This is a genomic window from Corynebacterium sp. DNF00584 (genome assembly GCF_001552965.1).
Lineage (GTDB): Bacteria > Actinomycetota > Actinomycetes > Mycobacteriales > Mycobacteriaceae > Corynebacterium > Corynebacterium phoceense.
This window is the reverse complement of record NZ_KQ959765.1, coordinates 49,681-63,543: the sequence shown is the minus strand read 5'-3', so window position 1 is coordinate 63,543 and position 13,863 is coordinate 49,681. Positions and strand designations below refer to the sequence as shown.

The 13,863-nt window shown below is 57.1% G+C and carries 9 protein-coding genes, 1 pseudogene and 1 CRISPR repeat array; of the genes and pseudogenes, 9 read left to right on the top strand and 1 reads right to left on the bottom strand.

The genetic code is table 11. The annotated features are described in order from the left end of the window. The first annotated feature begins 324 nt into the window (after positions 1 to 324). Positions 325 to 1,899 (top strand): DUF2339 domain-containing protein, encoded by a 1,575-nt coding sequence (locus HMPREF0307_RS10260; protein ID WP_066492631.1) that lies wholly within the window; start codon positions 325 to 327, stop codon positions 1,897 to 1,899. A gap of 10 nt (positions 1,900 to 1,909) precedes the next feature. On the opposite strand, the pseudogene HMPREF0307_RS10255 reads toward HMPREF0307_RS10260, so the two are convergent. After that, a pseudogene (locus tag HMPREF0307_RS10255) lies at positions 1,910 to 2,110 on the bottom strand (hypothetical protein); the annotation flags it as partial. 312 nt (positions 2,111 to 2,422) lie between these two features. Here HMPREF0307_RS10255 and cas3 point away from each other — a divergent pair. Genes cas3 through cas2e form a run of 8 tightly spaced genes read left to right on the top strand, consistent with a single transcriptional unit; the run spans position 2,423 to position 11,443 of the window. Beyond that, positions 2,423 to 5,245, top strand: coding sequence for a CRISPR-associated helicase Cas3' (gene cas3 / locus HMPREF0307_RS10250; RefSeq protein ID WP_231725159.1), 2,823 nt, complete (start codon positions 2,423 to 2,425; stop codon positions 5,243 to 5,245). Between the two features lie 54 nt (positions 5,246 to 5,299). Beyond that, the gene (casA, locus tag HMPREF0307_RS10245; protein ID WP_066492626.1) at positions 5,300 to 6,991 is read left to right on the top strand and encodes a type I-E CRISPR-associated protein Cse1/CasA; all 1,692 of its coding nucleotides are present in this window, start codon (positions 5,300 to 5,302) and stop codon (positions 6,989 to 6,991) included. After that, positions 6,984 to 7,649, top strand: a complete 666-nt coding sequence (gene casB / locus HMPREF0307_RS12690; protein WP_077210027.1) for a type I-E CRISPR-associated protein Cse2/CasB — start codon at positions 6,984 to 6,986, stop codon at positions 7,647 to 7,649. Before casA ends, casB begins: the two co-directional genes overlap by 8 nt. Positions 7,650 to 7,651: 2 nt before the next feature. Continuing rightward, positions 7,652 to 8,779 (top strand): type I-E CRISPR-associated protein Cas7/Cse4/CasC, encoded by a 1,128-nt coding sequence (gene cas7e / locus HMPREF0307_RS10240; protein ID WP_066492621.1) that lies wholly within the window; start codon positions 7,652 to 7,654, stop codon positions 8,777 to 8,779. Position 8,780: 1 nt separating this feature from the next. Further along, positions 8,781 to 9,488: a type I-E CRISPR-associated protein Cas5/CasD gene (gene cas5e / locus HMPREF0307_RS10235; RefSeq protein ID WP_066492617.1), complete on the top strand. Its 708-nt coding sequence runs from the start codon at positions 8,781 to 8,783 to the stop codon at positions 9,486 to 9,488. Next, on the top strand, positions 9,485 to 10,159 hold the full coding sequence (gene cas6e, locus HMPREF0307_RS10230) for a type I-E CRISPR-associated protein Cas6/Cse3/CasE (RefSeq protein ID WP_066492616.1): 675 nt from the start codon (positions 9,485 to 9,487) through the stop codon (positions 10,157 to 10,159). Before cas5e ends, cas6e begins: the two co-directional genes overlap by 4 nt. Before the next feature lie 43 nt (positions 10,160 to 10,202). Then, positions 10,203 to 11,096 (top strand): type I-E CRISPR-associated endonuclease Cas1e, encoded by an 894-nt coding sequence (gene cas1e, locus HMPREF0307_RS10225; protein WP_066492614.1) that lies wholly within the window; start codon positions 10,203 to 10,205, stop codon positions 11,094 to 11,096. Next, positions 11,093 to 11,443, top strand: coding sequence for a type I-E CRISPR-associated endoribonuclease Cas2e (gene cas2e / locus HMPREF0307_RS10220; RefSeq protein ID WP_066492612.1), 351 nt, complete (start codon positions 11,093 to 11,095; stop codon positions 11,441 to 11,443). The genes cas1e and cas2e overlap by 4 nt, the downstream gene beginning before the upstream one ends. 69 nt (positions 11,444 to 11,512) lie before the next feature. Continuing rightward, a CRISPR array of direct repeats spans positions 11,513 to 13,858; the repeat unit is 28 nt; unit sequence GTGCTCCCCGCGTGAGCGGGGATGAGCC. Between the last annotated feature and the right edge of the window lie 5 nt (positions 13,859 to 13,863).

Below are 13,863 nucleotides of genomic sequence, written 5' to 3'. Positions count from 1 at the left end.
GCAGTTCGGGGAAATTTCATCACGTGACTAAATAGGCTCGCGTCGAATAGGTAACAAAACATACTTTCAATAGCGCGCATGTTGAAGGTGCGGTACCTATAAATTATGCGACCGACATATACTTCTGGGCCGCCCGATGACGCGACGCTGCGCGACGTTGTCCGCCGCCTTGATATTGCTGAACGTGCTTTGAGCGATGCCCGCTCACAGCTTGCGGGTTACCTGGAGTCTGCATCCGTGACTCCTTCGCCGCCCTCAGAACCTCTCAAGCCTATTCCCCGAGTCCGGAAAAAACCTGCTGGTATCCCGACTTTTCGGTCCAGCATGGGCTCGCCGCAGGCGCGCACACCACGCGATCGCGAGTCGACGCTCATCAAAGCCGTGGCGATCGGCGGCGGCGTCATCACACTCGCGGGCGTCGCCTTCCTCGTTGCCGTGGCCATCCAGGCTGGTTTGCTCGGCCCGGCTGGCCGCGTGATCCTCGCCTACATTGTGTCGGCGGCTCTGCTCGCAGCCGCGCACCACTTCCGTGCCAAGGCCCCGGCCGCCTCCGTGACGGCGTTGCTCGCGACGGGACTCTATACTGCCCTCGCCACGACGTGGCTCATGGCTTTGGAACTCGAATGGATTCCGGCGTGGATCGCCCCACCGATCATGGCGGTGATTTATCTCGCCGTCGGCGCGTACGCGGTGCGCGTGAACCAGCGTGCTGCGACCGGAACGTGGCTCGCGGGCGGCGCCGCGGTCGGTGCGGTCACATTCTCTGCATTTAATATATATTATGCTGGGTCTACCCTAGTATTCCTCATACCGCTGATCATCGTCGGTATGGGCATTGCGCATAAAAACTACGGCATCAGCGCCATTGGTGCACTCAGTTCTATATTGGTGTACCTGAGTGTTGGCCGCCCCGATGTTTGGATATCCCTAGATGTTGTAACAGTAGAGGCTATAGTGACTGCAGTTATTCTAGCCGTTCTAGGTCTCAAATTCCGAATTTCGTCGCCATATCCAGATTTTAAAATACATTGGGGAGTCTATCCCGCCATCCTGGTCGTCGGCGCAGCCATCGTGGCAAACTCCATGTGGACGGTCTGGCTGGTCGCGGTCGTTACGGCTGGACTCCTCGTCCTCGCCCTGCGGGCCCCCTTCGGCTCTGCGGCGACGGAGACGAAGATGACTCCTGCTGCAGACCTGTGCGCGTGGATGCTGCGCGCCCTGCCCATCGTTCTCGTGGCCACGACGGAGATCTCCGACATGGGGCTCGCACCGTCCGTATCCCGCAGTCTAGGACTGGTGGGCTTCGCGGCGTTCTGCCTGGCTGCGGTCCTCGTTGTCAACTACATCCGGGACAACCTCACCATTGCTATCTGGGCATTCTGCGCTCTCTGGCTCACGTGGGAGCTCGCCGAGCGCGTCCTCGGTTTCTGGTCGCGTCCCATCTCCACGGAGTTGTTCATTCAGGCGGCGTTGCTCGCTGTGACGCTCGTGGTGCTCACCGTGCTGCCACAGCGCCTTCCGCGGGTCGAGGACGGGGGAGTAAAGGTGGTTGCGTTGCTCCTCGCCCTGTACCTGAGCATGCTCGCTGTCGTGGGCATCGCGCTGCAGCTGGGCGTCGTCACCGGCGGAACCGAGGTGGCCTTCCGTCTCGGCCATGCCGTGGTGTCCATCGGTTGGATGGTTCTTGCCGCGTGGTTCCTGCTCGCCAAGCACCTGGGACTCACAGGCCTCGGCGCTGCGCTCGCCATTGGCTCGGTGGTCAAGCTCGTCTTCTACGACATGGCGGCCATCAACGGCCTCATCCGCGCCCTCGCCTTCCTCCTGTGTGGCATCGTGCTGCTCACCATTGCGGTAAAGCGTTCCTCGCCGGAGGAAGCGAGCGCTATTTCGGGCGACTAGCCCAGAAGCCGATGCCGCCCAGCGTCTTGCGCGTGAGCACCTTGAGAGGCACGGCGATAAGTGGGCCCTTGGAGGCGTTGAGCAGCCGGTGCGGCGGGGCGGTGTGCATGACCTTGTCACCAAAGAATCCGCGCGCGATGCGGATGTAGTTGACCTGCGCTTCCTTGCTAAACGGGTTGTCCAGCTGCGAGTCGCGGCCCTCGATAAGCGTGCATAGCGCATTCACCTCGATACGGTCGTTGCTGCCGACTTCCTTGGCTTTCTTGTTGGTGAGGTTGAGCGTTAGCAAGTCCTGAACTGTGGACTTCTTGGAGCCGTTTCACCTGAAGGGGAGAAAAGCCCCGCTTACGCGGGGAAGGGTTGAGCTTCACAAAAAAGTAGGGTTCATCCCTGCCTTAGCGGGGAGATGCAAAGCCTAGTGGTGACTGTACCGCCGAGACATATTCGAGCCAACGTGGCAATCATCTTAACTACTTATTTGTAAAGCTTGCATGGTAGGTAATGTTTCGGTAATCTAATTTTTGTGACCGAACACCCTGAATCACTGACCAACATCATTGCATCACGTGCAGACATGAAGTTGGAGAATTTTTCGAAAGATGTTCGAATGTTGTGGGCCAAGTCTGGTGATGAGATGGGGTCGCTAAGCCTTGTCCAACACATGGCTGATTCTGCTGTGGTTGCGGCTTGGCTGTGGGACACATGGGTGGCGGATGCCTTGAAGTGCAATCTCAGTCGCTTAACTGGTTTGAACAGTTCAGAGGTAGGGAAGCTTTACGTATTTCTTGCTTCTGTACATGACATTGGCAAAGCAACGGTCGACTTCCAGACTTTGGTGTTAGATCGTCCGCAATTTTCATACCTGGTTGATAACCTCCGTGAAGCTGGTATTGAAATCGATGAGTTATTGCCGCGAGTCCAAGAGCAGCGTTTTGTGCATGGAATACTTTCGGGAGAGATCCTGCGCGCATGGTCGAAATCCCGTGGCCTACTCAGCAGTAGGGCAGCCGCATTGGGCGACATTGTCGATGCACATCACGGACGCTCTAGCGACCCCCAGCTCTTTAAACCCGCGCGTCAACGACTGAAGCGCCATTCAGCACAGTGGCATAGCTTCCATCAAGAACTACTAGATGCATTCGCAGACGTCGCTGAGGTGTCAGACGTACTGCCTAAGCTGGCTGCTGTTGGACCACTGACAGGTCCACCGCAGGTGCTGCTGGCAGGATTGATCGTTATGGCTGACTGGATTGCCTCCAACGCAGATGCGTTCGGGTACGCCGTAGAAGCTGGTCTGTCGATACGCTTGCAGCAAGGTATTCAGTCTCTTGATCTCACGGCACCGTGGCGCTTCAGGGAGCTTCCAGAGGATGCGGGCGGATACTTCCGCGAAGCCTTCGGATGGCCACAAGACTTTGCGGTGCGTCCTGCGCAGCGTGCTGCTGCCCAAGTTGCTCACAAGATTGGAGCCTCCCAATTGCCCAGCATTGTTGTCATTGAGGCCCCGACGGGAGAGGGCAAAACAGAAGCAGGACTCGCAATTGCGGAGATCGTTGGTAAAGCTATCGGGGCACAAGGCGCGTTCCTGGCTGCACCGACGATGTCGACCAGTAACGGATTGTTTGATAGAGCCAGCGCGTGGGCTGCTAATTCGTCTGAAGACGGGGCGGTTGCATCGCTGTACTTGGCCCACTCGAAGAATCGGCTGCTCGAGAATTTTGATCAACTCCGATTTCACGGAATCGAATCTGAGCATGGCGGGGGTTCAGTCGTTGCGTCTCAATGGCTTAGCGGGCGTAAGAAGGGCGTTCTGTCGAACTTTGTGGTCGGTACCATCGACCAGGTGTTGATGATGTCGTTACAGATGCGGCATCTCATGCTTCGGCATGTTGGCTTAGCCGGCAAGGTGGTCATCATCGATGAAGCGCACGCATATGACATCTATATGTCGAGCTATTTGCAGCAAACGCTGCGGTGGTTGGCTCGTTACGGTGTGACTGTCATTCTTATGTCGGCGACTCTTCCGCCAGCTCAGCGAAAAGCACTGGTTGAAGCTTATGCAGGCGAAGTTGTAGAGCTCGGTGAAATGCATGAGCTTGAAGCGAGCCACGGGTATCCGCTCATTACGGTTGCGAACGCGAACGGAATGGAGTTCGTAGAAGTCGAGCAACGGCCGGTTGATCTCGTCGCCACTATTGAAGTCATCGATGACTCTTTCGAAGTTTTGGGGAAATTGGTCTCTGAAGCTGTCAGCGATGGCGGAGTGATCCTCATCATCTGTAACACCGTCAAGCGTGCGCAGGACGCCTTTGGATTCCTGAACGAGCTACTCCCAGAGGCAGTGGAGCTTCATCATGCAGCATTTATTGCTGCAGAGCGAGCTGTGCGGGAAGAAGCACTGCGCCGAGAGCTTGGTCCGACTTCGCATCGTGGTGCAGGACGTCCTGAATTGAAAGTTGTAGTGGCAACCCAGGTCGCAGAGCAAAGTCTGGATATCGATGCTGATCTTTTGATTAGTGATATTGCTCCCATGGATTCGCTTATCCAACGAGCCGGGCGTCTGCACCGCCACCAGCGCCCCGCGTCTGATCGGCCAGGCGCGCTGGCAGACCCGCGGATTTTGGTGCGTGGTGTTCTCCGGAGCGCTCCAGTACCTGAATTTGATGGGGGAGCGGCCGCAATTTATGACCCGCTGGTACTGCTGGCAACCTTTGCTCGTTTCCCGAAAAGTTTCGCGCGACCAATCGACATTGAGCCTCTTGTTCGCACAACGTATGAGCTGGTGGAACGTAAAGAAGAAGCAGTTGATGAGGTAGCACTCGAGTGGACAGATGCCTGGTTGGCGGCGGTAGCCAAGAGTGAGGAAAAGCAACAATCTGCTGTCTCTCGTTCGCGGACCTTTCAAGTTCCCGAACCACGTAGGGCTGGTCATATCACGGACCTATTTGTCATGCTCAGCGCGGACGAAGAAGAGAAAGCCAATGCACAGGTCAGGGATGCCGAATCAACGGTGGAGGTCGTCGTACTTGAGGGGACAGAATATGGGTATCGAGCCTTCGGAAGCGACGAGACACCCATCTCTGATCTAGGGGATGTGGATTATCGGTCTGCAAAGGAATTAGCTGCGCATTCCGTGCGGCTTCCTGCGCGAATGACGCGCCGCAACAGCGATTTCGATGCGGTAATCGAGGATGCCGTCAACCAAACGCCGACTGCATGGATGAAGCATCCACTGCTTAAAGGCTTGATCGCGGTGCAGCTTGATCATGCCGGAGAAGGAAAGCTTGGACGCTTCAAGCTCCGATATAGCCAGCGCCTCGGGTTGGAGGTGGAGGCTATGACATAGTGCGCTGCCTGTTTCTATCGCACAGTTAACGATTATTTGAAGAAAGGAGTAAAAGTGTATTCCCTCATTGAAGAACCATGGATTCTTGCGGTTGATACCACGGGAGAACCACTCAAGGTCAGCCTGCGTGAAGTCTTTGATGGCTCGCATAAGATCGAGCGCGTACGTGGTGATTCACCTTTGCAGGATTACGCAATCACGCGTCTATTGCTTGCTATCTTTTGGCGAGCCCACAGCGAAAAGATTGAGCTCACCCCAGGATCAACTTTTATTTTTGAAGACTGGTTTGAACGTACCTGGGAGGAAATATCCGGGCAGGGGAGTGACCCCCTGAGTGTGATGTATTTGGAAAAGTATGCAGAGCGTTTCGACCTCCTCGACCCGAATATTCCTTTTATGCAGGTTGCGGATTTGCAGCTGAAGGATGGTTCCACGCGTCCGGTGATCGGTTTGGTTCCTGAAATTCAGGATGATTTCTTCACTATGCGCGCCGGGGAGCAAAAGCAGGATTTGAGCCTAGATGAGGCTGCCCGGTGGCTGGTCTACACGCAGGCCTATGACTACAGCGGGATCAAGTCGGGCGCAGTTGGTGATCCACGAGTAAAAGGTGGAAAGGGCTATCCAATTGGACAGGGATGGACGGGGCTTACCGGAGGCGTCCTTGTACGCGGAGAGACTCTCCTGCACACCTTGATGCTCAACACGGTGCAAGAGGCTTTGCTTACTCCTGCGGATCTGCCGGTTTGGGAGCGTCAGCCCGACGGACCGGCAGAACGTAAGAATCCTTTCCCGCAAGGTGCTGCGGATATCGCGACGTGGCAGAGTCGCCGCCTCAGGTTGTTCGCCGAAGAACAGCGGGTAGTAGAAATTCTCGTGTGTAATGGCGACAAGATTCCTGACGCGGGTGCAAATGTCATGGTGGATCCCATGACTCCTTACCGCTGGTCAAAGAACAAGTCCAAAAGGAGCCTAGATGTCTACTTCCCACGGCCTTTCGACCAAACCCGCACGATGTGGCGCTCCCTTGATGCCTTGATAGTCGGCGAGACGGACGGAGGATTCGACGCGAAAGATAAACGGCCAAAGCGCCCCAGAACTCTAGATTCTCTGGCAAGTTTGTCGCAGCGCCTTGACGATGATGTCATTCCCGAAGTCCTTGATGTCGTTCTTTATTCGATTCAGTATGGTCCACAAGCTTCGTCGGTGGCAACGACATTTCACTCGGGCTTGAGTGTCCCAGTGCGGCTGCTGATCGAGGAAAATGTCGATCTCCGAGAACGCGTCCGCATCGCGGCTTCGCAGGCTAGTGAGGCAGGGAAAGCCCTAGGAATATTCCAAGGAAATCTGTTCCTCGCAGCAGGCGGTGAATATGAGTTCCGTGCGGAACTGACGGACAAGTTCCTCGCAGATCTGGAACCCAAATTTATTGAGTGGCTTCGTACGCTCTCGCTGCCGAGCCAAGATACCCTTGAAGCTATGGACCAGCAGCTTGAGCAGTGGCAATCCGTAGTGCGGAATGCTGCGGAGTCGATTGCTCGCGCCCAGTTGCGAGGCGCTGGGCCAAGGGCCTTGGCAGGTCGAATCGTTCCCGGCAACGATGAGAGTAGTCGCGGGCGGCTGGTTTCTGCCGGCTCTGCGTACGGGCAGCTGACCCAAGCTCTCAACAAGTCTCTGCCAGCCACGGTGAACAAAGCTGATACTCAAAAGCCGACCACTGAAACGCAAAAGGAGGAAATCGATGACTGACTCGGCAACAACTTCAGCCGAAATCGCATATGCACCACTGAAGCAGTCGGTACGTGAAACATGTGCCCGATTGCAAAGTGCGTACCTAGGGAGTTCTGACAGGCCCGCCAATGGCGCTGCTCGTGCCACTCTCGCCAACCTACGTAAATTTGCAGGCTCAAACTTGGAGAAATCGCCGTTGGCTCTGGAACAGGTTCTCCTGACTCTGGAACCTCGTCTCGCTCCTGAAGCGCTGGGGAAATCGGATTCCCCCTCGGCCTCCGAGTACGCAGCCTTTGCGGCATTGGTCTATTTCGCTATTCACATGCAATCGGCAACTGCTCCGATGCACGACCCGAAGGTCTCATTCGCACGCGCGTGTGGGCGTCTTTATGCGCTTGAGCTTTCTGGGTCCATTAAGCCGCGAGTAGATGCCATGCTTCTCGCGACTGATGAATCCGCACGTCTCGTGCACTTGCGCTCGCTTATCTCACTGCTACGAGCTAATGGCATTGCCTTTGACTACGGCCGCTTTGCTGAGGATCTTCGCGGACTACGTAATCCTGCTAAGCGCAGCGGAATTCAGCTCCGCTGGGGTCGTGACTTCGTCTATGGCTCTTTCCAGAAGTCTGCAGCTGAAACTGCAACTTCCTCATCCAACTCACCCGAAAGGAACTAATCATGTCTCTTATCGTTGATATCCACGCCCTTCAGACCATTCCGCCGAGCCTCATCAACCGCGATGACACGGGTGCACCGAAGACCGCCATCTTTGGTGGTGTACCGCGCCAGCGCGTTTCGTCCCAGTCTTGGAAACGCGCGATTCGTGGCTATGTTGAAGACAACGTGGATTCCTCCCTGATCGGTCTGCGCTCGAAGAAGCTTCCCGCTGAAATCGCTAAGGCAGTAAAAGCGGAATCTGATTGGGATGATGAAAAGGTTCTCGCTGGGTTGAAGGCTCTCTTCAAGGCTGCGAAAATCACCTTGGCGGATCCCAAGAAGGAAAAAGATCAAGACGAAGAAACAGATCCGGCCGACTTCCCGTGGCCGGAGACCGGCTACTTGCTCTTCCTGAGCAAGCCCCAGATTGAGCGCGCCGCACGAGAAATCATCGCCAAGGACGGCGAGGCCTTCAAAAAGAATGAAGCCGAAGATATTCTGGACACCCAGCACTCTGAGGACATCGCTATGTTTGGTCGCATGCTTGCCGATGCCCCGAACTACAACGTTGACGCAGCTGTTCAGGTCGCTCATGCCCTCAGCGTTCACGAGACACAGCCCGAATTCGATTACTTCACTGCTGTCGATGACGTGGTTGAGGACAATCACGAAATTGGCGCCGGCATGATCGGTACTGTTCAGATGATGTCTTCGACGCTGTATCGCTTCGCAGCCATCAACATCGATGGCCTAGAAGACAATCTTGGATCGCGCGAAGCTGCAATTGAGTCCGTGGGACACTTTATCGAAGCATTCGTGAATTCGATGCCCAGCGGTAAGCAGAACACATTTGCCAATAACACGTTGCCGGAGCTGGTTTTTGTTGTCGTACGCCAAGGCCGCTCTGTGTCGTTGGTGAATGCCTTCGAAGAGCCTATTACGGCGGTTGATGGCGCGGGCCGCCGTCGTGAGAGCGCAAATGCACTTGCGGCGGAGCATAAGCAAATCGTTGAGAACTACGGTTTTGAGCCTGCGGGCGCATTCGTTGTTGCTTTGGGCGATCTCGGTGAAAACTTCTCTGAACTCGCAGAATCGACAACTCTCCCGCGGCTGGGTGAACAAGTTAAGTCGCTTTTGCAGGAGAACTAGAATGAGCTATTCGCTACTTCTACTCCTAAAAGGGCCCATGCAGTCCTGGGGCGATGAATCCCGTTATCACACGCGAGCAACTGCATCTACGCCCAGCAAGTCAGGCGTTGTCGGGTTGCTTGCGGCGGCACAGGGCCGTCGTCGCATGGACCCAATTGAGGACCTTGCTGGACTGCGTTTCGCCGTACGTGTTGACCAGGCTGGCTCTCTAATGAAGGACTTTCAAACGGCACGGCCATGGCAAAAGAATCCTACGGACAATCCCAAATTGGTAACTCGCTTCTATTTGTCAGACGCTGCGTTCCTTGCTGCCGTTGAACATGACGACCGAGAGTTTTTGGAGTCAATCGCAGCTGCGCTGCGAGATCCGAAGTATCCGTTGTTCTTAGGTAGGCGTTCTTGCCCCGCGCCGGCCAACCTTTTGCAGGGAATTGTTGAAGGGACTGCAGAGGAAGCTTTGATGGGTGTTGAGCAATGGTTCGCAAGTAAGGCTCATAAACGCGAGCGAGCGAAAGATGTGAAGCTTCCCATCTATCGCGATGCTCGACCCGGCGAGCATGGCGATCGCCGCCAAGATGTGCCCATTTCGTTCGCTTCAAATCATCGCGAGTATGGGTGGCGTGAAGTTGTATTCGCAGGTTCTAAGGAGATTGAAAACCATGATGGTTCCAATACAGATCCGTTCTTTGAAGCGGTGATTAGGGCATGACCACTTTGACAAGAATTCTCCTGAACCCAGCGCGACGAAAGGGCCGTCGGTACCTTTCAGATCCTCAAGATTTGCATGCGGCGGTGCGTGCAGCTTTTCCACCGGACCTTGATGAATCAAATGGGCGAATCTTGTGGCGAGTCGATACGAGGGGACACGAGAATATCCTTTACATCGTTGGCCCAGAAGCACCTACGCCGTTGAACATTACGGAAGAAGCCGGGTGGGATACGCGGCCGCCACAGCTGGCTGATTATGACCGATTCTTGGACAAGCTTATGAACGGGCAGCGGTGGATGTTTGAGTTGGTTGCGAACCCGACTTACTCGGAATCCCGCGGTCAAGGAAAGCGTGGCAAGGTGAAAGCCCATGTTTCTCCGGAGCAGCAGCTCCAGTGGTTAGTCGGGAAATCATCTCGCCATGGATTTACTATCCGGGAAGATGCAACATCGGTTGTTGAGCGGAGCCGCCTTGACTTCTACAGGAACTATGAAGCGGGGCCGGACAATCGGAATCGCGTCCGTATTGTGACCGCGCGGTTCAGAGGAATCCTTCAGATCACTGATGTAAAGGTATTCCGTGAGACGATGCGCAACGGTATCGGACGTGGTCGCGGATATGGGTGTGGTTTGTTGACCTTGGCGTCAGTGGAGTCTTCGGAAAGTGAGTAAGTACCCGGGCGCTGAGCCGATAGAACGCCGTGCGCTTGCACGCATGGAAGATAGAATTTCTTTCCTTTACGTTGAGCGCGCGGTGCTTAACCGGGATGATAACGCGTTGACCATTATGGATGAACGTGGGATCGCCCATGTGCCTGCCACGCAGATTGCAGTTGTAATGGCAGGGCCGGGTACGCGTATCACGCACGCTGCTATGGCTTTGTTAGGGGACTCTGGGTGCTCCGTGGTTTGGGTTGGCGGTCGTGGAACCCGCTATTACGCGCATGGACGGCCTCCCGCGAAATCTGCGCGAATGGCTGAGGCACAAGCTACGATTTGGTCGCATCAGAGGAAAAGGCTTGCATGCGCCCGAAAGATGTACGCCATGCGTTTCCCTGGTGAGGATGTGAGCAGACTATCCATGGCCCAACTGCGTGGACGCGAAGGCGTACGGATGAAACGCGCGTACGCGGAATCAGCAAAGCGTGTTGGCCTAGAATGGGATGGACGACATTACGACCCGCACGATTTTGATGCTGCAAATCCAATTAATAGAGCCTTGACGGTTGCGTCTGCAACGTTGTACGGAATAGCACATGCTGTCATTGTGGGGCTTGGCTTCATACCGTCTCTCGGAATAGTGCATTCGGGCACCGATCGCTCGTTTGTGTTTGATATTGCTGATTTGTATAAGGCGGAATTAGCTATTCCTGCTGCTTTTGATGTTGTCGCAAGCGGAGTTGAGGATGTAGACGGCGCTACCCGAACGCATCTCCGTTCTTTGATAGTTTCATCTCGCTTAATGTCACGCATGGTGCGTGACCTCCAGTACCTTATGGAAGTTCCAGAGGCTGAAGCTTACGTTGATGCTGACCTCTTCTTATGGAGCGAGCTCGAAACAGTTGCAGCAGGAGTGAATTGGGATTCGAAAGAGGCTAGCTGGGCATGATGGTATTGGTCATTACCGCCTGTCCTGCTGGCTTGCGCGGCGACTTAACGAAATGGGTTATGGAAATTTCCCCTGGAGTTTTTGTTGGTCAGCCAACGGCGAGAATTCGTGATATCTTATGGGATCGCACTGTTGAATTGTGTAAAGACGGTCGAGCTTTGCTTGTTTATTCGACGGACAGTGAACAGGGAATGGAGTTTAAAACTCATCGGCATGATTGGGTGCCGACAGATTTTGATGGCTTGTCTTTGATGATTCGTCCTGCGTCCGCGGGAAAACGAGATCGCTTTGGAAACGGTAGACGTAGTGAGTGGGCTAAAGCTCGTTTTAAGAAGCAACGCCGCTGAGGTGGAAGCTTCTCGACGGAGTTGGATCTAGAATAGGCCGTGCACTGCTGTTGTTGCTGGTTGCGAAGAGTGCTCCCCGCGTGAGCGGGGATGAGCCGTCGCCGCCGGTGCTGTCGCGCTGGGCGGCGTCGTGCTCCCCGCGTGAGCGGGGATGAGCCCGCACGGGCGATTAAGGCGCTGGGGCGGGCGGAGTGCTCCCCGCGTGAGCGGGGATGAGCCCTCGCCAAGGTCTTTACCGGCCTTATCGCCCAGGTGCTCCCCGCGTGAGCGGGGATGAGCCCCCCCCATCATTCAGGAGAACATCATGGTAAGCGTGCTCCCCGCGTGAGCGGGGATGAGCCGGGTGAGGGTGGGTGTTTCGTAGCCGGGCATGGGTGCTCCCCGCGTGAGCGGGGATGAGCCCGACCGCCGTGTCGTCCGGTGCTGCCGTGGCCGGTGCTCCCCGCGTGAGCGGGGATGAGCCCTCATCGTCGACACGAACCCCGTGGGCTTATATGTGCTCCCCGCGTGAGCGGGGATGAGCCCACCACCAACCTGACCGGTGGCCAGTCGTCTACGTGCTCCCCGCGTGAGCGGGGATGAGCCCCCCGGCACCTGGCGCGCAATCACAACCCTCAAGTGCTCCCCGCGTGAGCGGGGATGAGCCCACCCCATCCGTCTGCATTCGACAGCTGTAGAGGTGCTCCCCGCGTGAGCGGGGATGAGCCCTTCACCCTGCGGGGTGAGAACAATCGGGTGGAGTGCTCCCCGCGTGAGCGGGGATGAGCCTGGATTTGGGTCTGTGCTCCATTCGGTGACTTGGTGCTCCCCGCGTGAGCGGGGATGAGCCCGGCGGGTAAATTCGCCCCGCAGCCCTCAGCGCGTGCTCCCCGCGTGAGCGGGGATGAGCCCTACTCCACCCACGCTGAAGCCCTGGCCTACGCGTGCTCCCCGCGTGAGCGGGGATGAGCCACAATGTGGCCCCTCAAGGAGAACCAATGACTGGTGCTCCCCGCGTGAGCGGGGATGAGCCCTCGCCGCGATAATAACCCGGCCTAGAGGTTCGGTGCTCCCCGCGTGAGCGGGGATGAGCCCGGAACCAGAACCGGAATAGTCCGGCACGAGCAGTGCTCCCCGCGTGAGCGGGGATGAGCCCAACCGGTTTATTGAATCGTCAAAGAAACTACCGTGCTCCCCGCGTGAGCGGGGATGAGCCCTTTTTGCGCCCTACTCAATCCCGGCACGCCTGGTGCTCCCCGCGTGAGCGGGGATGAGCCGTCGGGCATGGATGCCACGAGCTCGGGCTCATAGTGCTCCCCGCGTGAGCGGGGATGAGCCCGCTGACGGAGCAACTCAGAGTGTGCATAAATAGTGCTCCCCGCGTGAGCGGGGATGAGCCCGCCGATGGCGTGCGCCGGTTCTCTATCAATGAGTGCTCCCCGCGTGAGCGGGGATGAGCCCGCCAGGGCAAGCGGGCGGAGGTCTTGAGTAGGGTGCTCCCCGCGTGAGCGGGGATGAGCCGTTTGTGCAGGTGCAGGAGGGAACGGCCCCCGAGTGCTCCCCGCGTGAGCGGGGATGAGCCCTTATAAGACACCGCGTGAGCTTGCGCAAATTGGTGCTCCCCGCGTGAGCGGGGATGAGCCCTCAATAGTGAATTGTCCCCGCGATGATACATGGTGCTCCCCGCGTGAGCGGGGATGAGCCCATGACCGCGCAGTTGGCGGCTAACGGTGTCAAGTGCTCCCCGCGTGAGCGGGGATGAGCCCCAAAGGCGGCGGGGTACGCCCCGTAGCAAGCGGTGCTCCCCGCGTGAGCGGGGATGAGCCGGAGGAACCTATGACCACCATCTTCGGCGTTGAGTGCTCCCCGCGTGAGCGGGGATGAGCCTGAGGGAGGTGGTTATGGCTCTCATCGTTGTGAGTGCTCCCCGCGTGAGCGGGGATGAGCCGTCTGCTTTAGTGGCGAGTTCTACCGGGTCAAGGTGCTCCCCGCGTGAGCGGGGATGAGCCCTCATGGTGGGGTGCGCATACCTATCACGCACGGTGCTCCCCGCGTGAGCGGGGATGAGCCCATGCGCCAAGTGCGGCAAAACCCAACTACGAAGTGCTCCCCGCGTGAGCGGGGATGAGCCCCGTGTTGCGTTGTATCGCGAATTCCTTACCAGGTGCTCCCCGCGTGAGCGGGGATGAGCCGTAATGACCCATCGAATCTCGAAGGGCTCGAAGGTGCTCCCCGCGTGAGCGGGGATGAGCCCCGCTCCGGTGTGGCCCTCGACCTGCGCCCCACGTGCTCCCCGCGTGAGCGGGGATGAGCCGGAGCTTGTCTTCGGGAACTTCCTTGATGTGGGGTGCTCCCCGCGTGAGCGGGGATGAGCCCAGAAGAGGAGGGGCTTTTCATGAGCCTGTCTAGTGCTCCCCGCGTGAGCGGGGATGAGCCGTCTG